Raw genomic sequence first — 19,342 nt, forward strand, 5'->3', positions numbered from 1 at the left:
TGGGCAGGCCCGGACGGCCGCGCCGCCGCAGGTGAGGGGGCTCGAAGACCCGGCGGGCCGGGCGGCGCCGGCCACGGTGGCCCGACGCCGCGCCCTCGTCGCGAAGGAGTGCGGAAACACTTGATCGACTGCGGCGATGTAGTCCGGGTGGACCTCTGCCCGCCCGGGGGGACCGCGCTCGCCGCGGCCGGCGGGCGCACCGCGGCGAGCAGTGTCTTGACCCGCGTCCCGTCGGGGGCGACCGGCGCGGGCTGAATTTGCCGAACTGGAGGAAGAACATGGGGAAGATCGGTGTCTGGCTGATCGGTGCCCGGGGCTCGGTGGCCACGACGGCCATCGCCGGCGCCGCCGCGATGCGCGCGGGACTGGCCGCGCGCACGGGGTGCGTGACCGAGCTGCCGGACTTCGCCGGGACGCGGCTGCCCGGACTGGGAGACCTGGTCTTCGGGGGTCACGACGTCGTCGACACGCCGCTGGTCAAGCGGGCGGAGCAGCTGGTCGCGGCGGGCGTGCTGCCCGCGACCCTGCCCGGCCCGATCAGCGCCGACCTGGAAGCCGCCGAAGCCCGGCTGCGCCCGGCGCCGGACGGTGGCGGCCGGGCGGCGATCGACCGGATCGCCGCCGACCTGACGGCGTTCCGCGAGGGCTTGGACCACGTCGTCGTCCTCAACGTCTCCTCCACCGAGCCGCCGTGCGTCCCGCACCCGGCGCACGCTTCCCTGGCCGCCCTCGACGCCGCGCTGGACGCGGGCGAGGACGTCCTCCCGGCGAGCGCCGTCTACGCCTACGCCGCCTTCCGCGCGGGCTGTGGCTTTGTCGACTTCACCCCGTCCACCGGCGCGCGGCTGCCCGCGCTCGACGAGCTCGCCCGTACCGCGGGACTGCCGTACGCGGGCCGCGACGGCAAGACCGGCGAGACGCTGCTGCGGTCGGTGCTCGCGCCGATGTTCGCCCAGCGCGCGCTGAACGTCCTGTCCTGGTCGGGCACGAACCTGCTCGGCGGCGGGGACGGCGCCACGCTCGCCGACCCGGGTGCGGCGTCGAGCAAGAACGCGTCGAAGCAGCAGGTGCTCTCGCAGAACCTCGGCCGCGACGTCGACGGCGAGGTGCACATCGACTACGTCCCGGCGCTCGGCGACTGGAAGACCGCCTGGGACCACGTGCTGTTCGAGGGGTTCCTCGGCGCGCGCATGACCCTGCAGCTGACGTGGCAGGGCTGCGACTCCGCGCTCGCGGCGCCGCTGGTGCTCGACCTCGCCCGGCTCACCGCCAAGGCGTGCGGTGACGGCGTCGCCGGGCCGGTCGCCGAGTTCGGGTTCTTCTTCAAGGATCCCGTCGGCGAGGGCCCGCACGACCTCGCGTCGCAGTACGCGGCCCTGCGCGAGTGGGCGAACCGGTGAAGGCGCTCGTCGAGCTCGTCCGCGCGCCCGCCGCGCTGACCGTGCCCGGGGACGCCGTCGCCGGGGCCGCCGCGTCGGGCTGGCCCTTCGGCCGCCGGACCCTCGCCCTGACCGGCGCGTCCGTCTGCATCTACTGGGCGGGCATGGCGCTCAACGACTACGCCGACCGCCACCTCGACGCGATGGAACGGCCCGAGCGGCCGATCCCGTCCGGCCGGATCAAGGCCGGCACGGCGCTCGGGGTGGCGACCGGCCTGACCGCGGGCGGGCTGGGCATCGCCGCGGCCGCCGGCGGGAAGCAGGCCCTGCGTGTCGCGCTGCCGCTGGCCGCGACGGTCTGGGCGTACGACTTCGTGCTCAAGGAGACCGTGTTCGGGCCGGCCGCGATGGCCGCCGCCCGGGCCCTGGACGTACTGCTCGGCGGGGGCGGTGCCCGGGCGGCGGTCCCGGCCGCGTTGACGGTCGGGGCGCACACCTACGCGGTGACAGCGTTGTCAAGGTCCGAAGTGGACGGTGCCAGGCCCGCCCTGCCGGCGGCCACCCTCGCCGCCACGGCCGGGGTGCGCGTCGCCGCCGGCCGCGTCGGGCCGCTGGCTTCGGCGCTGCTCGGGACGTACGCGCTGACCACCGGGCGGGCGCAGTACGACGCCATCCGCGACCCGGCCGCGCCGAAGATCCGGCGCGCGGTCGGCGCGGGCATCCACGGGATGATCCCGCTGCAGGCCGGGCTGATCGCCCGCACCGGCGCGTGGCGCTCGGCGCTGGCCGTCGCCGCCGCGTTCCCGATCGCACGGGCGCTGAGCCGGAAGGTGTCGCCGACATGAGGTTCGGGTACGGCACCAACGGCTTCGCCAACCATCGCCTCGGCGACGCCCTGCGCGTCCTGGCCGACCTCGGCTACGACGGCGTCGCGCTGACGCTGGACCACCAGCACCTCGACCCGTTCGGGCCGGACCTCGCCCGCCGCGTCGCCGACGTCGCCGCGGACCTGGACCGGCTCGGGCTGGCCGTCGTGATCGAGACGGGCGCGCGGTTCCTGCTGGACCCGTGGCGCAAGCACTCGCCGACGTTCCTCGACCCGGACCGGGCCGGGCGGATCGGGTTCCTGACCCGGGCCGTCGAGATCGCCGCGGACCTCGGCGCCGAGGCGGTGTCGTTCTGGAGCGGCAACAAGCCCGCCGATCTGTCCACTGAGGACGCGTGGACCCATCTGGTCGACGGGTGCGCCGACGTGCTGAAAGCCGCCGGCGAGCACGACGTCGCGCTCGGGTTCGAGCCCGAGCCGGGGATGCTCGTCGAGGACCTCGACGGCTACTTCGAGCTGGCGCGACGGCTCGGCGACCCGGAGCGGTTCGGGCTGACGCTGGACATCGGGCACTGCCGGTGCAACGAGACGGCGTCCGTGTCCGACTGCGTCCGGCGCGCCCTGCCGCGGCTGGTGAACGTCCAGATCGACGACATGCGCCGCGGCACGCACGAGCACCTGGAGTTCGGCCGGGGCGAGATCGACTTCCCGCCCGTGCTGGAAGCGCTGTCGCCGTACCCCGGGCTCGTGGCCGTGGAACTGCCGCGCGACAGCCACGCGGCCCCGCGGATCGCCCGCGAGTCCCTGGAATTCCTGCGCAAGGCGGTGGCCGCGTGAACGCCTGGCTGGACGAAGCCCTGACCAAGGTCGCCGAAGACGCGACCGCGTTGCGCACGCTCTTCCCCGGTGTCGGCCGGCGGGTCGGCCGGGGCCCGTCGGACGTCCCGGGCTGGACGGTGGACGACGTGGCCCGCGTGGAGCTGCTCCGGGCGGCTCCCGGGGCCGCGGCGGAGATGCCCGACCTCTACCGCTACGGCGACGCCGCCGAGAAGCGGGCGGTCCTCCGTGGACTGTCCGTTGTGGATATCGGAGACGCCGGGCTCGACCTGGTCGCCGACGCCCTGCGGACCAACGACACCCGGCTCGTCACCGCGGCGATGGGGGAGTACGCGGCCACCCATCTGGACGACTCCGCGTACCGCCACGGCGTCCTCAAGTGCGTCTTCATGGGCATCCCCCTGGCCGAGGTCGCCGGGCTGGACCGCCGGACCGACGAGGAGCTGCTGCGCATGATGCGGTCGTTCGCCGCCGAGCGCACCGCCGCGGGCCGGGACGTGCCCGCCGACCTCCTCCCGCTGCTGAACGAACAGGACGCCTGATGCGCATCTTCGACCCGCACATCCACATGAGCTCCCGCACCACCGACGACTACGCGGCCATGCACGCCGCCGGGGTCCGCGCACTCGTCGAGCCGGCGTTCTGGCTGGGCCAGCCGCGCACGAACGTCGGCAGCTTCACCGACTACTTCGACGCGCTCGTCGGCTGGGAACCGTTCCGCGCCAGCCAGTTCGGCATCGCCCACCACTGCACGATCGCGCTGAACCCCAAGGAAGCGAACGACCCGCGGTGCGCGCCGGTGCTCGACCTGCTGCCGCGGTACCTGGAGAAGGACGGCGTGGTCGCGGTCGGCGAGATCGGCTACGACTCGATGACCGCGGAGGAGGACAAGGCGTTCGCCGCGCAGCTGGCCCTGGCGATCGACCACGAGCTGCCCGCGATGGTGCACACCCCGCACCGCGACAAGGCGGCCGGCACCGAGCGCAGCATCGCCGTCGTCCGCGAGTCGGGCATCGCGCCCGAGCGGGTGGTGCTCGACCACCTCAACGAGATGACCGTCGCGATGGTCAAGGAGTCCGGCTCCTGGATGGGGTTCTCGATCTACCCGGACACCAAGATGGACGAGGAGCGGATGGTCGCGATCCTGCGCGAGTACGGGACCGAGCGGGTGCTGGTGAACTCCGCGGCGGACTGGGGCAAGAGCGACCCGCTCAAGACCCGCAAGACCGGCGACGCGATGCTCGCCGCCGGGTTCACCGACGACGACGTCGACCGGGTGCTGTGGCGCAACCCCGTCGAGTTCTACGGCCAGAGCGGGCGGCTCGACCTCGAAGGCGCGGCGACGGAAGCCGAGTTCGCGGGCAACTCGATCCTGCGGGGGGCCCGCAAGTGAGGTTCCGGCACCCCGACGGCACGCTCGTCCACCTCGCCTACTGCACCAACGTGCACCAGGCCGAGGACCTCGACGGCGTGCTCGCTCAGCTGGCCCGCTTCGGCGAGCCGGTGCGGGAACGCCTGGGCGTCGGCCGGCTCGGGCTCGGCCTGTGGTTGGCCCGGCCGGTGGCGACCGAGCTGACCGCCGACCCGGCCGCGGTTTCCCGGCTCCGGCGCGAACTCGCCGCGCGTGGCCTGGAGGTCGTCACCCTCAACGGGTTCCCGTACCAGGGCTTCCACGATCCGGTCGTCAAGCACAAGGTCTACCGGCCGGACTGGTCGACGCCCGAGCGGACGCGGTACACCCTCGACCTGGCCCGGCTGCTCGCCGAGCTGCTGCCGGCGGACGCCGTGCGCGGCAGCGTCTCGACGTTGCCGCTCGGCTGGCGCACCGAATGGCGCGACGACCGTGGCCAGCTCGGCTTGCTCGCGGAAGGGCTCGCGAAGCAGGAGCGTCCGGTGCGCGTCGCGTTCGAGCCCGAGCCCGGCTGCGTCATCGAGACGACTGCGCAGGCGGCGACCCTTTTGTCCGATGTGGACAAAGACTGGCTGGGCGTCTGCCTCGACACGTGCCACCTCGCGGTCGGGTTCGAGGACCCGGCGGCCGCGCTGGAGCGGCTCGCCGCGGCCGGGCTCGACGTCGTCAAGCTGCAGGCGTCCGCGGCTCTGGAGGCGGCCGCGCCGAACGACCCGGCGACGCGGAAGGCGCTGGAGTCCTTTGTGGAACCCCGGTTCCTGCACCAGAGCAACGAAGGCGCTCCGCCGGGCGCCGACGACCTTGACGAAGCGCTGGCCGGTGGGCTCCCGGGCGAGGCGCCGTGGCGCGTGCACTTCCACGTGCCGCTGCACGCCGATCCGGCGCCGCCGCTGACGTCGACGCGGCCGGTGCTGGCCGGCACCCTGGCCGAGCTGTTCGGCGGCGCGAGCGCGCGCACCGACCACGTCGAGGTCGAGACCTACACCTGGCAGGTGCTCCCGGACGCACCCGCCGACGACGCCGGGCTCGTCGCGGGCATCGCGGCCGAGCTGGACTGGACCCGGCGTTCCCTGATCGCACTAGGCTTGGAAGAGGTTTCCGAATGAGCTTGCTGGTTCTCGACGTCGTGGGGCTGACGCCGCGGCTGCTCCCGCACATGCCCAACCTGCGCAAGATGGCCGAACCCGGTTTCACCGCGCAGCTGGACACCGTGTTCCCGGCGGTCACGTGCTCGGTGCAGTCGACGTTCCTCACCGGGCTGCAGCCGGCCGAGCACGGCATCGTCGGCAACGGCTGGTACTTCCGCGACCTCGGCGAGATCTTCTTGTGGCGCCAGCACAACAAGCTCGTCCAGGGTGACAAGTTCTGGGACGCGGCCCGCCGCGCGCAGGCCGGGCACAAGGTCGCGAACGTCTGCTGGTGGTACGCGATGGGCATGGACGTCGACCTGACGGTGACCCCGCGGCCGATCTACCACGCCGACGGCAAGAAGTCCCCGGACGCCTACACCCACCCGCCGCAGCTGCACGACCGCCTGGTCGGCGCCCTCGGCGAGTTCCCGCTCTTCACCTACTGGGGGCCGACGGCGGCGATCACGTCGTCGAAGTGGATCATCGCCGCCGCGCAGAAGATCATGGCCGAGGACAAGCCGGACACCACGCTCGTCTACCTCCCGCACCTGGACTACGACCTGCAGCGCTTCGGCCCCGACGCGCCCCAGGCCGCGGCCGCCGCGCGCGAGATCGACACGGCCATGAAGCCGCTGCTGGACCAAGCGGCCGCGGGCGGGCACACCGTCGTCGCGCTCTCGGAGTACGGCATCACGAACGCGAGCCGTCCCGTCGACATCAACCGAGCGCTGCGCCGCGAGGGCCTGCTCAACGTGTACGTCCAGGCGGGCATGGAGTACCTCGACCCGTGGACGTCGCGGGCGTTCGCGGTGGCCGACCACCAGGTCGCGCACGTCTACGTCGCCGACCCCGCCGACATCCCGCGCGTGCGGGACATCGTCGCCGGACTGTCCGGAGTGGACGTCGTCCTCGACCGCGAGGGGCAGGCGGGGATCGGCATCAACCACGAACGGGCCGGTGAGCTGGTCGCGATCGCCGAGCCGGACGCCTGGTTCACGTACTACTACTGGCTGAGCGACGACCGCGCGCCCGACTTCGCCAAGACCGTCGAGATCCACCGCAAGCCCGGCTACGACCCGGCCGAGCTGTTCTTCGACCCGAACGACCCGGCGGTGAAGCTGAAGGCCGCGTCCGCGCTGGCCCGCAAGAAGCTCGGCCTGCGGTACTCGATGCAGGTCGTGCCGCTCGACCCGGCGCCGGTCCGCGGGAGTCACGGGCGGCTGCCCGACTCGCCCGAGGACGGGCCGGTGCTGCTGTGCTCGGATCCTTCGCTCGCGCGCGAAAAGATCCACGCCACCGAGGTCAAGGAACTGCTGCTAGCCGCCGTTCGCACGGAGTAACGCATCCAGGAGGTCAGGACATGGCACGACCGTTGACCCTGTTCACCGGGCAGTGGGCCGATCTGCCGTTCGAGGAGGTGTGCGAGCTGGCGAGCGGCTGGGGCTACGAAGGCCTCGAGATCGCCTGCTGGGGCGACCACTTCGAAGTGGACCGCGCGCTGGCGGAAGACGGCTACGTCCAGACCAAGCTGGAGACGCTGGCCAAGTACGACCTCAAGGTGTGGGCGATCTCGAACCACCTGCTCGGCCAGGCCGTCTGCGACCACCCGATCGACGAGCGGCACGAGGCCATCCTGCCCGCCCGGATCTGGGGCGACGGGGAGGCCGAGGGCGTCCGGCAGCGGGCGGCGGAGGAGATGAAGACCACCGCCCGCGCCGCGGCGAAGCTCGGGGTGTCCACCGTGGTCGGGTTCACCGGCTCGTCGATCTGGCACACGGTGGCGATGTTCCCGCCGGTGCCGCCGTCGATGATCGAGCGCGGGTACGCCGACTTCGCCGACCGCTGGAACCCGATCCTCGACGTGTTCGACGAGGTCGGCGTGCGCTTCGCCCACGAGGTGCACCCGAGCGAGATCGCCTACGACTACTGGAGCACCGTCCGGACGCTGGAGGCGATCGGCCACCGCGAGGCGTTCGGGCTGAACTTCGACCCGTCGCACTTCGTCTGGCAGGACCTCGACCCGGTCGGGTTCCTGTGGGACTTCAAGGACCGCATCTACCACGTCGACTGCAAGGAGGCCCGCAAGCAGCTCAACGGCCGCAACGGCCGGCTCGGCTCCCACCTGCCCTGGGCGGATCCCCGCCGCGGCTGGGACTTCGTGTCCACCGGCCACGGCGACGTCCCGTGGGAGGACGTCTTCCGGATGCTCAACGCCATCGGCTACGACGGCCCGATCTCCATCGAGTGGGAGGACGCGGGCATGGACCGGCTCGTCGGCGCTCCGGAAGCGCTGGAGTTCGTCCGCAAGCTCAACTTCACCCCACCCACGGCGGCGTTCGACGCCGCCTTCTCCTCGAAACCGTAAGGGCGCCGCAGCGGGGGTCGTGAGTGAGAAACAGTGTTCTAACACTGTTTCTCACTCACGACAGCCGCGGCAGACCGCTTACGCACGCTCCAGGCTTCTGTTCAACGGGTGACCGCCAGCCCCGTCGGAAGGTGATCGAAACGGCTTCGGCCCACTCCGGGGCGAAGCACGCTCAAAATCAGGAAGGATCCAGCATGTCTCCGTCCCCACCGAAGTGGGCGAGGCTGTTCGGCGCCGCACTCTTGAGCGCCGGCCTCCTGCTCACCCTCGACACCCCGGCCCGCGCGGACATCCCGCCCGCGGACTACCAGCAGGTCGCGCTCGCCACCGGCGCGGCCGAGCTCGGCGAGGCGATGTCGCTCGCCGTGCTCCCGGACCGCTCGGTCGTGCACACCTCCCGCGACGGCACCGTCCGCGTCACCACCGCGGCCGGCGCGACCTCCGTCGCGGCCAAGCTGAACGTCTACACCCACGACGAGGAAGGCCTCCAGGGCGTCGCCGCCGACCCGGGCTTCGCGACCAACCGCTACGTCTGGCTGTACTACTCGCCGCGTCTGTCCACACCGGACGGTGACGCGCCGACCGAGGGCACCGAGGCGGACTTCGCGCCGTTCAAGGGCGAGCTGCACCTGTCGAGGTTCGTTCTCAAGACCGACAACACGCTCGACCTGGCCAGCGAGAAGGTCGTCCTCAAGGTGGCCAACGACCGCGGCCAGTGCTGCCACGTCGGCGGCGACATCGACTTCGACTCCGCCGGCAACCTCTACCTCACCACCGGCGACGACACCAACCCGTTCTCCTCCGACAGCTACTCGCCGATCGACGAACGGACCACCCGCAACCCGCAGTTCGACGCGCAGCGGTCGTCGGGCAACACGAACGACCTGCGCGGCAAGCTGCTGCGGATCCACCCGCAGGCCGACGGGACGTACACGGTGCCGTCCGGCAACCTCTTCGCGCCGGGTACCGCGAACACCCGGGCGGAGATCTACGCGATGGGCTTCCGCAACCCGTTCCGGATGAGTGTCGACAAACCGACCGGCGTCGTCTACCTCGGCGACTACGGCCCGGACGCCGGCACCACGGACCCGAACCGCGGGCCGCAGGGCCAGGTCGAGTTCGACCGGATCACCGGGCCGGGCAACTTCGGCTGGCCGTACTGCACCGGCTCGAACACGACGACCGAGACGTACAACCACTACACGTTCCCGAGCGGGCCGTCGGGCGCGAAGTACGACTGCGCCGGCGGCCCGACGAACTCTTCGTTCCGCAACACCGGCCTCGCCCAGCTGCCGGTGCCGAAGCCCGCGTGGATCAAGTACGCGGGTGACGAAGGCTCGCCGCCGGAGTTCGGCAGCGGTTCGGAGTCGCCGATGGGCGGGCCGGTCTACCGGTACGACGCCGCTTCGACGTCCACGGTCAAGTTCCCACAGTCCCTCGACGGCAAGTTCTTCGCCGGGGAGTACGGGCGCAAGTGGATCAAGGCGGTGACCGTCAACGCCGACGGCACGCGCGGCGGTATCGAGAACTTCCCGTGGACCGGCACGCAGGTCATGGACATGGCGTTCGGTCCGGACGGCGCCCTGTACGTCCTCGACTACGGCACCGGCGACGACAACCAGGCGCTCTACCGGATCGAGTACCTGGCGGGCACCAACCGCAACCCGGTCGCGAAAGCCGCGTCCGACAAGACGTCCGGCCCGAACCCGCTGACCGTGAACTTCTCCTCGGCGGGCAGCAGCGACCCCGAAGGCGGGGCGCTGACCTACCGCTGGGACTTCGGCGACGGTCAGACGTCGACGTCGGTGAACCCGGCGCACACCTACACGACCAACGGGACCTATTCGCCGACGCTCACGGTGTCCGATCCGGAGGGCCTGACCGGCACGGCGAGCTTGGTCGTCACGGTCGGGAACACCGCGCCGACGATCGCGCTCGGCACCCCGGCCGACGGACAGCTGTTCTCCTTCGGTGACACCGTGCCCTTCCAGGTGACCGGCAGCGACCCGGAGGACGGGCCGCTGGACTGCTCGAAGGTCAAGGTCACCTACCTGCTGGGCCACGACAGCCACCAGCACCAGATCACGCAGGCGACCGGGTGCAGCGGCTCGATCGCCGTCCCGGTCGACGGTGAGCACGACGCCGCGGCGAACATCTTCGGCGTCTTCGACGCGCAGTACACCGACAACGGCGGGCTGACGTCCCACAGCGTCCGCAAGCTGCAGCCGCGGCACCGTCAAGGCGAGCACTTCTCGGCGCAGTCCGGGATCCAGCTCGCGGACCACGGCTCGGCCGAGGGCGGCCGGACGGTCGGGTACACCGACGACGGTGACTGGATCTCCTTCACGCCGTACGCGCTGGCCAACGCGACGTCGATCAGCGCGCGGGTGTCCTCGGGTGGTCCCGGCGGGACCCTGGAGGTCCGCGCGGGCTCGCCGACCGGCACCCTGCTCGGGTCGGTGGCCGTCGCCAACACCGGTGACTGGGACACGTTCCAGAACGTCACGGCGAACCTGGCGAACCGCCCGGCCGGCACGACGACGCTGTACCTCGTGTTCAAGGGCGTCACCGGGCAGGGCAACCTGTTCGACCTCGACGCGTTCACCTTCACCACCGCCACCCAGGCGGGCCCGGTCGAAGGCGAGTCGTTCACCTCCGGCTCGGGCGTCCAGATCGCGCCGCACGCCGCGGCGAGCGGCGGGAACACCCTGGGCTACATCGAGAACGGCGACTGGGCCGGGTACGCGTCGGTGAGCACGGCGGGCGCCCGGACGTTCACCGCGCGGGTGTCGTCGGCCGGCGCGGGCGGCACGATCGAGATCCGGTCCGGCTCGGCGACCGGGACGCTGCTGGGCACGGTCGCGGTGCCGCCGACCGGTGACTGGGAGGTCTTCCAGACCGTCACCGCGTCGGTGTCGAGCGGGTCCGGGCCGCTGTTCCTGGTTTTCCGCGGCGGCTCCGGTTCCCTGTTCGACATCGACACGTTTAGCCTGAGCAGCATGCCGACCCAGGTCGATCCCGCGTACGACGTGCTGGTGTTCTCCAAGACGGCCGGCTTCCGGCACGACGCGATCCCGGCCGGGATCCAGGCGATCCGGGAGCTGGGCGCCGCCCAGGGGTTCGGGGTGACGGCGACCGAGGACGCGTCGGTGTTCACGGCGACCGAACTGGCGAAGTACCAGGCGGTGGTGTTCCTCTCGACCACCGGTGACGTCCTGGACGCGACGCAGCAGGCGGCGTTCGAGTCCTATGTGGAGGGTGGGGGCGGCTACCTCGGCGTCCACGCGGCGGCGGACACCGAGTACGACTGGCCGTGGTACGGCACGCTGGTCGGCGCTTACTTCAAGAGCCACCCGGCGATCCAGCAGGCCCGGTTCGTGACCGAAGACGGCACCCACCCGGCGACGGCGCACCTGCCGGCGGTCTGGACCCGGACCGACGAGCTGTACAACTACCGCACGAACCCGCGCGGCAGTGTCCACGTGCTGCAGACGCTGGACGAGTCCAGCTACACCGGCGGCGAGATGGGTGCCGACCACCCGATCACGTGGTGCCACCCGCAGGGTGCCGGCCGCTCGTTCTACACCGGGCTCGGCCACACGATCGAGTCGTACTCGGACCCGGCGTTCCGGACCGAGCTGCTGGGCGGGATCCGCTACGCCGCCGGGGTCGTCCCGGCTTCGTGCGGCTCGTCGTCGTCCACAGTGGAGGGTGAGTCGTTCACGTCCGGCTCGGGCGTGCAGATCGCTTCGCACGCTCCGGCGAGCGGCGGCCAGACGCTGGGCTACATCGAGAACGGTGACTGGGCCGGCTACGCGCCGGTGAGCACGGCGGGCGTCACGCGGTTCAGCGCGGTCGTGTCGTCGGCGGGCGCGGGCGGCACGATCGAGATCCGCGACGGCTCGCCGACCGGCGCCCTGCTGGGCACGGTGGCGGTGCCGAACACGGGCAGCTGGGAGACGTTCCAGACGGTCTCGACGACGCTGTCACCCGGCTCGGGCCCGCTCCACCTGGTCTTCCGAGGCGGCGCGGGTTCCCTGTTCGACATCGACACGCTGACCGTCTCGTAAGCCCGGTGAAGGGGCCGCCGTGCGCGCACGGCGGCCCCTTCGTCGTCAGCGGACGCCGAGGAGGTGCTCCAGGGCCAGCTGGTTCAGGCGCGTGAAGTGGTAGCCGCGGGCGCCTGCCGCGTCGAGGTCGAAGTCGTCCTTCAGCAGGTCGTCGAACGACTCGCCCGGCGCCAGCGTCGGCGTCGACAGCTCCGGGACGCGGGACGCCGCCAGCGCCTCCGCGACCTCCGGGTCGGCGCGGAACGCCGCCGACTTCTCCTTGAGGATCAGGTACGTCCGCATGTTCGCCGCGGCGGACACCCACACGTCCGACGGGTCCTCGGTGCGCAGCGGCTTGTAGTCGAAGTGCCGCGGACCCTCGTACCCGCCGTTCTCCAGCAGGTCGACCAGGAAGAACGCGCTCTTCACGTCGCCGTGGCCGAAGATCAGGTCCTGGTCGTACTTCGGGCCGTGCTGGCCGTTGAGGTCGATGTGGAAGAGCTTGCCCTGCCACAGCGCCTGCGAAATACCGTGCACGAAGTTGAGCCCGGCCATCTGCTCGTGCCCGACCTCCGGGTTGAGCCCGAACATCTCGGACCGCGCGAGCTGCGAGATGAAGCCCAGCGCGTGCCCGATGGTCGGCAGCAGGATGTCGCCGCGCGGCTCGTTCGGCTTGGGCTCGAGGGCGAACCGCAGGGAGTAGCCCTGCTCGACGACGTAGTCCGCGAGCAGGTCCAGGCCCTCCTTGTACCGGTCCAGCGCCGCGCGGACGTCCTTCGCGGCGTCCGACTCGGCGCCTTCGCGGCCGCCCCAGACGACGTAGGTCTCCGCGCCCAGCTCGGCCGCGAGGTCGAGGTTGCGGCGCACCTTCCGCAGCGCGTAGCGCCGGACGTCGCGGTCGTTGCTGGTCAGGCCGCCGTCCTTGAACACCGGGTGGGTGAACAGGTTCGTCGTCGCCATCGGGACCTTGAGCCCGGTCTCGGCGAGCGCCTTGCGGAACCGCTCGATCGCCTTGTCGCGGTCGGGCTCGGTGGCGAGGAGGTCGTCGTCGTGGAACGTCACGCCGTAGGCGCCCAGCTCCGCGAGCCGGTGCACGCTCTCCACCGGGTCCAGCGGCGGCCGCGTCCCGACCCCGAACGGGTCGTTCGCGGGCCAGCCCACGGTCCAGAGGCCGAAGGTGAACTTGTCGGCCGGCTGGGGAGCGTAGTCGCTCATGACTGTCCCTTCATTTAGTTCACGTTGTAGACTAAATATGCGCCGCGGTGGTCCCGGGCGTCAAGAGGGCCGGTTAGAGTGCTTCGCAGGAGGGGACGCGATGACCCAGGCCGTGCGGCACGACTCGATGCGCGCCCGCAACCTCGAGGTCGTGCTGGGCGCGGTCAGCCGCGGCGGCCCGCTGACCAGGGCTTCCCTCGCCGAGCTGACCGGCCTGACCAAGTCCACGGTCTCCAAGCTCGTCGGCGACCTCGTCGAAGCCGGCCTGCTGGCCGAGACCGGGCCCGCGCGAGGAGGCGAACGCGGCCGGCCGGGCGTGGAGGTCGTGCTCAGCGGCACGCGCGTGGCGTCGCTGGGACTGGAGATCAACGTCGACTACCTCGCGGCGCGGGTGCTCGACCTCACCGGCGAGGTCCGGTTCGCCGCGCGCCGCGAGCGCGACAACCGCGGTTCGCGGCCGAAGAAGGTCTTGGCGGAGCTGCAGGCGCTGGCGTCGGAGGCGCTGACCGAGACGCACCGGCTCGGGCTGGAGGTCGCCGGCGCGGTGCTCGCGGTGTCCGGCCCGGTCGGCGACGGCGTGCTGTTCAGCGCCCCCAACCTCGGTTGGCAGGACGTCCGCCCGGCGGACCTGCTGCGCCTGCCCGTCCCGGTCGAACTGGACAACGAAGCGAACCTCGCGGCGCTGGGCGAGCTCTGGTTCGGCGACGGCGAACGTGACTTCCTCTACGTGTCGGGCGAAGTCGGCATCGGCGCGGGCCTGGTCGTGAACGGCGCGCTGTTCTCCGGCGCGCGGGGCCTGGCCGGCGAGCTGGGCCACGTCGTCGTGGCGCCGGACGGGCCGCCCTGCCGGTGCGGCGGCAGCGGGTGCCTGGAGATGTTCGCCGGCCAGGAGGCACTGCTGACGGCGGGGCACACGGCGTCGGTCCCCGCGCTGCTGGCCGCGCTCGAAGACGGCGACCCCGCGGCGAGCGAAGCGTGCGCGGCGGCGGGGCGGGCCCTCGGCATCGCGCTGACGTCGGCGGTCAACCTCCTGGACCTCGACCGGATCGTGCTGGGCGGGGTGTTCACGCAGCTGTACCCGTGGCTGTCCGGCCCGGTGTCGGAGGTGCTCTCGGCCCGCCTCGGCGGCCTCCGGGGCGCGCCGCCGGTGTTGTCGGCGTCACGCCTCGGCGGTGACGCCGCCACGCTGGGCGCGGCCGGGCGGATCGTGCACCGGGTGCTCGCCGATCCGGCGCCGTTCCTGACCCGGGCTCAGGAGGCGTAGGCCTCCACCTCGGACAGCTGGCCGGCGGGCCAGCCGGTGTTGCCGGTGAAGGTCAGGCGCACGGAGTGATCCGTGCCGGACACCGGGATGGTCACGGTGTTCCCGTTCGCCGGGTCGAACACGTACCCCGCCGGGCTGCCGCCGTTCACCGCGATCGTCTGCGTCCGGGCGCCCCACGACGGCGGCAGCTTCAGCACCAGCCTGCTCGCCGCGGCGCCGAGGTCCACCGTGAACGTCTGCGGGAACGCGTTGTTCGTGCTTTCCCAGTAGCTCGACGCGTTCCCGTCCACGGCGTTGCCCGGCGGGTACCCGCCCTGCGACCCGCTCGCCGACACCGGCCTGCCCTGCGCCAGGTTGACCGAGGCGGGCGGCGGGCCGCCGAGCTGCGCCGCCCAGTAGCGCGTCCGGTCGAGGTAGGCGGTTTCCGACGCCGCTCCCGAAGTCCCATACGCTCCGGCGAATGTTTCGTACGCTCCCGAAGGCGGCGACGACCGGGCCGGCTCGATGACCGAGCCTTCGTGCCATTCGTTGAACGACGTCACCGAAACCCAGTCCGCGTTCGAGGAAAGCGCGTTCTGCCACTCGCGGTCGTAGGTCGCCCCGTTGTCGCGGCCCAGGGTCGGGGTCGTGTTGCCCGGCACCGCGCGGTCGTCGACGTACCCCGGGCCCACCGAAGGCGCCCAGACCAGGCCGTTCGCTTCGCAGTACGCCCCCGCTTCGCGCCAGCCCGGTGCCGTGGCCCCGGCGATCGCGTCGTAGGTGTACATCCCGCCGAAGTGCGCGACCTTGCTCGTGTCGGTCGTCTGCGCCAGCACGATCGCCGACGAGCGCACCTGGTCCAGCGGCGTCCAGTCCGTGATGCGCAGGCTTTCGAAGACGTAGAACGCGCCGCGGCCGCCTTCGCGGTAGTACGCCGGGCTGGAGCCGTAGCGGCTCTGGATGTAGCCGATGTCCGAGACCGTCGAAGCCGCCGTCCGCCCGCTGTAGGGCTCCAGGTGCCACGCGACGCGGATCCCGTGCCGCGCCGCGGCTTCCAGCACGCCGGCCGCCAGACCGTCCTCATAGGACCCCTGGCCCCACCAGCTGTAGACGATCACCCCGGCGCCGGACTGCTCGATCCACCGCATGTGCTGCTCGACGGCGCCGGTGAAGTCCCCGGAGTCGTACGGGCCCAGCACCGGGTAGAAGTTCGCGCCGACGTCGTCCGGCGGGGTGTGCCCGCCCTGCTGCCAGTGCCGGTAACCGGTGGAACTGCCGCCGTACCAAGGGTAGTAGAACAGGTGGGTCCGGCTCGACAGCGCCGCCGCGGCGTGCGAGACGCCCGGCAAGGTCGCGGCCAGCAGGAGAAGAGCGGCGAAGAACGTCGAAATCCGTCGCATGCGGGAACCCCTCGGTGGGTGCGGAGTGTTCCAGACCATACGGACGGCTTCCGCGCCAGGGCAAGAGTTCACCGCACATACGCAAACTTGCGTCGGAAACCCACCAATACAGCGAAAACCGCCCCGGGCGCACCCGGGGCGGTTTCCGTTGAGCGGGACTAGCTGACGGAGTTGACCAGCACCAGCGAGGAGCCGACCGTGACGCCCGTGTCGGTCTGCACGGTCAGCTGACCGCGCAGGATCCGGCCGGCCGCCGGGGCCGCCGTGGCGGTGACCGTCGCCGGCACCGTCCACGAGCTGCCGGACGCCCGCAGCGCGTTCGCGTCGGTCACCGCGACCGAACCGAACGCCGGGTTGGTGAACACGTCCAGGTAGTCGTAGTCCGTGGTACCCGCGGGCACCGCGAACCCGTCGACCAGCGCGACCCAGACACCCGCGGCCGGGTTGGCCACGGTCACCGACTCCTCGGAGTCACCGTCCGCGCTGACCGCCGCCTGCACGCAGGACCCGGTCGAGCAGTTGTACAGCACCAGGTCCAGGTCGGCGCCGACGTCGGACGTCCGGCCGATCGTGGCCGTCAGCGACGTCGAACCCGGCGTCACCTGGATCTGGTACTGCTGCTGCGCCCCGTCGGCGATCGACGGCCGCGCGACCTTCGCGCTGCCCAGCGTGGCGCCGTTCAGCTTGCCGGTGAACGCGCCCAGCGTGTTCGTCACGGTGTACGAACGCGCGATCGGCGTGCCCAGCGTGGCCGAGGCGATCGTGTCCGGGTTGGGCGCGATGGCCGTGCCCAGCACCGAAGCCGACAGCTTGTACGCCGCATTGTCCACATCGGACGTCCGGCGCGCTTCCACGACGATCTCCCACACACCCGGCTGGGGGTTGGCGATCGTCCGGCTGGTCGGCGTGCCACCGGGGCAGCCGGCGCCGGCGTCGGGCAGGTAGCAGAACGTCGTCGACGTGCTCGCCTCGGCCGGGACACCGGTCGGGTCGTAGCGCAGGAACCGCACCTGGCCCTTGCCCGGGGCGCCGGCCCCCGCGTCCAGGTCCACCTTCAGCGCGCTGGCGCCCTGGGGCACCCGCACGAAGTAGCTGGTCGCCTGGTTGCGGGCGATCTTGCCGGAGACGTCGACCTGGTAGCCCTTGTCGGCGGTGAACTCCTGCGGCGCGAAGACCGTGTTGAGGGTCTGCACGTCGATGCCGATGGTCAGCGGGTTGTCCAGGTACAGCAGCGCCGAGTGGACGCCCGCGTTCTTCGGGTTCACCTTGACGTCGAACTTCACCGGCGTGTTCAGCGGCAGCACCACCGTCGACGGCGAGGCGAACGTCCCGTCGTTGCCGGTCCACCGCGCGAAGTACGGCACCGGCTTGGCCGAGCCCGTCGTGCGGGTGATCGTGTACGTGCGGGTGTAGGCCTTGCCCGTGGTCACGCCCTCGCGGTCGTGGATGCCCACGCCGGTGTTCGGGGTGGCCAGCAGGCCCGACAGCGCGGTGTGCACCTCGACCGACGTCGAGACCGCGTCCGGCTTCGGGTTGAGCGACAGCGCGACGAACGCCGCCGGGACGTTGAACAGGCCCGCGCCCTGGGCGTACGCGCCGATGCCCGGCACGAACCGCGCGGTCGACTTGATGGCCGCGCGCAGCTGCGCGACCGGCGGCCGCTGACCCTGGTGCGTCGCCTTGTACGCGCTCACCAGCAGGGCCGCCGCGCCGGTCGCCTGCGGCGCCGCCATCGACGTGCCCTGCAGCATCGCGTACCCCGCGGGCAGGCTGTACGTTCCGGCCACCGGGCCCGGCGCCTCCCAGCGCGGGGTGGTGGAGATCGCCGCGCCGGGCGCGATGATGTCCGGCTTGAAGCCGCCGTCCTCACGCGGGCCGCGCGAGGAGAACGGGTGCAGCGACTCGGCGTTCTGGGTCTTCGAGCCGTAGTTCGAGAGCCAGGTCTCCTTGGTGATGTACGAGCCGACCGAGATCGCGTCCGTGGCCACCGACGGGTCGCCGACGGTGTTCGCCCCGTAGCCGCTGTTGCCGGCCGAGATGAAGATCTGGACGTTGTACTCGGCGATCGTGCGGTTGTAGAGCTCCGCGCGGGCGTTGTTGCCGTCGTTGAGCGCCGGCAGTCCGCCGATGGAGATGTTGATGACGTCGGCGCCGTGGCTGGCCGCGTAGACGACACCGTCGATGAGGCCCGAGGAGGTGCAGGCGCTGCCGGTGAGGCAGACCTTGACCGCCAGGACCTTCGCGCCCGGAGCCGCACCGTCCATCTTGCCGCCGAACAGGTCGTTGCCGGTGGCGATGCCCGCGACGTGCGAGCCGTGCTCGGCGCCGGCGATGCCGATGCCGACGTAGCCCGGCTTGTCGGTCTGGACCACGAAGGCCATCCGCTCGGCGATGTCGGTCGCCGGGTTGTCGGTGCCGAAGAAGCCGACGTCGTACTTCTTGGCGTAGTCGGTCATCGGCTTCTCGTCGGTGAAGTCGCCGTTGCCGTTGAGGTCGACCCGGACTTCCTTGGTCACGCTGTCCTGCAGCACGCCCCAGGAGTCGGCGCGGTCGCCGTCGCGGTTGACGTCACCGCCGGTCTCGCTGTCCGCGGCGCCCAGGTCGCCGGCGGTCTCGCTGAACAGGCCGAAGGTGTACGGGCCGCCGGTCGCCGGGGCCGTCCAGCTCTTGCCGTTCGAGGTGAAGGCGCCGGTGTAGGTCGCGGTGGACTGCTTGACCCAGGTGCCGTCACCGGAGTTGGTGGCGTTGGCGTTGTACCAGTCGACGATCTTGCGTTCGCCGTGGCTGGTGGTCGCCAGCGCGGGGGAGTCGAGGTCGACGCCGGAGTCGAGCACCGCGACCGTGGTGTCCTTGCCGTCCCAGTTGGGCAGGACCTGGCCGAACTGCGCCGCGTAGGTGTCGCCGGTCGGCAGGTACGGGTTCACGCGCGGGGTGTTCTTGCCCGGTGCCGGCTGCGGCGAGGGGACCTGCGCGCCGTCGGGCTTCGGGTCGTCGCGGTAGACGAGGCCGTCGACGTCGACGGCGTTGACCGACTTGAGCTTCGCGGCCTTCTCGGCCTTGTCCGTGGGGACGCTGACCTTGACGTAGTCGAGCTTGGTGTCGGTGGACTGGACGACGCCGCCGAGCGCCTTGAGCTCGTTCACGGCGGCGCCGGTCTGGCCCTTCTCCGCCGCGATCAGCAGCGTGACGTCGGGCTTCCCGGCCTTCTCGGCTTCGGCGACGAGCGCGCGGTCGTGCTCGTCGAGGGTCTTGCCCTCGGCCGCGCCGGAGGTCGGCGGGGCCTGCTGGGCGGACGCCACGGGAACGGCGACGCCGAGGACGGAAGCGCCGAGTGCGGTGGCGAGGACGGTGATCCCGGCCCGCCGTCTCCAGCGCGATCTGTGCGTTGTCACTGAGAACGACCCTTCATGAAGAGATGCGTCCGTGAAGTACACAACGTGAGATCTTCGTCAGCAATCAGACACTTAGCCCATTGACCGCAATTGGT

13 protein-coding genes are annotated in these 19,342 nt (G+C 71.7%); 10 read left to right on the forward strand and 3 right to left on the reverse strand.

Going from position 1 to position 19,342, the window contains the following annotated elements; genetic code table 11:
• Positions 1 to 278 precede the first annotated feature (278 nt).
• The 9 genes from AA23TX_RS26820 to AA23TX_RS26860 all read left to right on the forward strand — a co-directional run bounded on the left by AA23TX_RS26820 (position 279) and on the right by AA23TX_RS26860 (position 12,018).
• Positions 279 to 1,400, forward strand: coding sequence for an inositol-3-phosphate synthase (locus AA23TX_RS26820; protein ID WP_155545587.1), 1,122 nt, complete (start codon positions 279 to 281; stop codon positions 1,398 to 1,400).
• Entirely contained in the window at positions 1,397 to 2,224 is an 828-nt protein-coding gene (locus AA23TX_RS26825) for an SCO3242 family prenyltransferase (RefSeq protein WP_155547327.1), read from the forward strand. The genes AA23TX_RS26820 and AA23TX_RS26825 overlap by 4 nt, the downstream gene beginning before the upstream one ends.
• A complete protein-coding gene (locus tag AA23TX_RS50960) occupies positions 2,221 to 3,042 on the forward strand; it encodes a sugar phosphate isomerase/epimerase family protein (RefSeq protein ID WP_155545588.1) in 822 nt (273 codons plus the stop codon). Before AA23TX_RS26825 ends, AA23TX_RS50960 begins: the two co-directional genes overlap by 4 nt.
• Positions 3,039 to 3,584: an EboA domain-containing protein gene (locus tag AA23TX_RS50965; RefSeq protein ID WP_155545589.1), complete on the forward strand. Its 546-nt coding sequence runs from the start codon at positions 3,039 to 3,041 to the stop codon at positions 3,582 to 3,584. Before AA23TX_RS50960 ends, AA23TX_RS50965 begins: the two co-directional genes overlap by 4 nt.
• Entirely contained in the window at positions 3,584 to 4,435 is an 852-nt protein-coding gene (locus AA23TX_RS26840; protein WP_155545590.1) for a TatD family hydrolase, read from the forward strand. Before AA23TX_RS50965 ends, AA23TX_RS26840 begins: the two co-directional genes overlap by 1 nt.
• The gene (gene eboE, locus AA23TX_RS26845) at positions 4,432 to 5,559 is read left to right on the forward strand and encodes a metabolite traffic protein EboE (protein ID WP_155545591.1); all 1,128 of its coding nucleotides are present in this window, start codon (positions 4,432 to 4,434) and stop codon (positions 5,557 to 5,559) included. The genes AA23TX_RS26840 and eboE overlap by 4 nt, the downstream gene beginning before the upstream one ends.
• The gene (locus AA23TX_RS26850; protein ID WP_155545592.1) at positions 5,556 to 6,923 is read left to right on the forward strand and encodes an alkaline phosphatase family protein; all 1,368 of its coding nucleotides are present in this window, start codon (positions 5,556 to 5,558) and stop codon (positions 6,921 to 6,923) included. The genes eboE and AA23TX_RS26850 overlap by 4 nt, the downstream gene beginning before the upstream one ends.
• Before the next feature lie 20 nt (positions 6,924 to 6,943).
• Positions 6,944 to 7,948, forward strand: coding sequence for a sugar phosphate isomerase/epimerase family protein (locus AA23TX_RS26855; protein ID WP_155545593.1), 1,005 nt, complete (start codon positions 6,944 to 6,946; stop codon positions 7,946 to 7,948).
• 194 nt (positions 7,949 to 8,142) lie between these two features.
• Complete coding sequence (locus AA23TX_RS26860) at positions 8,143 to 12,018, forward strand: carbohydrate-binding protein (RefSeq protein ID WP_155545594.1); 3,876 nt, start codon at positions 8,143 to 8,145, stop codon at positions 12,016 to 12,018.
• 45 nt (positions 12,019 to 12,063) lie between these two features.
• Here the strand turns inward: AA23TX_RS26860 and xylA are convergent, their stop codons facing one another.
• The gene (xylA, locus tag AA23TX_RS26865) at positions 12,064 to 13,212 is read right to left on the reverse strand and encodes a xylose isomerase (protein ID WP_155545595.1); all 1,149 of its coding nucleotides are present in this window, start codon (positions 13,210 to 13,212) and stop codon (positions 12,064 to 12,066) included.
• Positions 13,213 to 13,312: 100 nt separating this feature from the next.
• Between xylA and AA23TX_RS26870 the strand changes: the two genes are divergently transcribed.
• Positions 13,313 to 14,476: an ROK family transcriptional regulator gene (locus tag AA23TX_RS26870; protein WP_155545596.1), complete on the forward strand. Its 1,164-nt coding sequence runs from the start codon at positions 13,313 to 13,315 to the stop codon at positions 14,474 to 14,476.
• On the opposite strand, the gene AA23TX_RS26880 is transcribed toward AA23TX_RS26870, so the two are convergent.
• Both AA23TX_RS26880 and AA23TX_RS26885 read right to left on the reverse strand, forming a co-directional pair.
• Positions 14,464 to 15,855 (reverse strand): galactose-binding domain-containing protein, encoded by a 1,392-nt coding sequence (locus tag AA23TX_RS26880; RefSeq protein ID WP_230862720.1) that lies wholly within the window; start codon positions 15,853 to 15,855, stop codon positions 14,464 to 14,466. The two genes, AA23TX_RS26870 and AA23TX_RS26880, sit on opposite strands and share 13 nt — an antisense overlap.
• Before the next feature lie 158 nt (positions 15,856 to 16,013).
• Complete coding sequence (locus AA23TX_RS26885; RefSeq protein ID WP_155545597.1) at positions 16,014 to 19,247, reverse strand: S8 family serine peptidase; 3,234 nt, start codon at positions 19,245 to 19,247, stop codon at positions 16,014 to 16,016.
• Positions 19,248 to 19,342 lie beyond the last annotated feature (95 nt).

The organism is Amycolatopsis camponoti, assembly GCF_902497555.1.
GTDB lineage: Bacteria > Actinomycetota > Actinomycetes > Mycobacteriales > Pseudonocardiaceae > Amycolatopsis > Amycolatopsis camponoti.

Bases quoted from the DNA above. Each gene is read 5' to 3' on its own strand.
- xylA (WP_155545595.1), bottom strand. From the start codon at position 13,212: ATGAGCGACTACGCTCCCCAGCCGGCCGACAAGTTCACCTTCGGCCTC.
- AA23TX_RS26860 (WP_155545594.1), top strand. From the start codon at position 8,143: ATGTCTCCGTCCCCACCGAAGTGGGCGAGGCTGTTCGGCGCCGCACTC.
- AA23TX_RS26840 (WP_155545590.1), top strand. From the start codon at position 3,584: ATGCGCATCTTCGACCCGCACATCCACATGAGCTCCCGCACCACCGAC.
- AA23TX_RS26855 (WP_155545593.1), top strand. From the start codon at position 6,944: ATGGCACGACCGTTGACCCTGTTCACCGGGCAGTGGGCCGATCTGCCG.
- AA23TX_RS26850 (WP_155545592.1), top strand. From the start codon at position 5,556: ATGAGCTTGCTGGTTCTCGACGTCGTGGGGCTGACGCCGCGGCTGCTC.
- AA23TX_RS26880 (WP_230862720.1), bottom strand. From the start codon at position 15,855: ATGCGACGGATTTCGACGTTCTTCGCCGCTCTTCTCCTGCTGGCCGCG.
- AA23TX_RS26870 (WP_155545596.1), top strand. From the start codon at position 13,313: ATGACCCAGGCCGTGCGGCACGACTCGATGCGCGCCCGCAACCTCGAG.
- AA23TX_RS26820 (WP_155545587.1), top strand. From the start codon at position 279: ATGGGGAAGATCGGTGTCTGGCTGATCGGTGCCCGGGGCTCGGTGGCC.
- AA23TX_RS50960 (WP_155545588.1), top strand. From the start codon at position 2,221: ATGAGGTTCGGGTACGGCACCAACGGCTTCGCCAACCATCGCCTCGGC.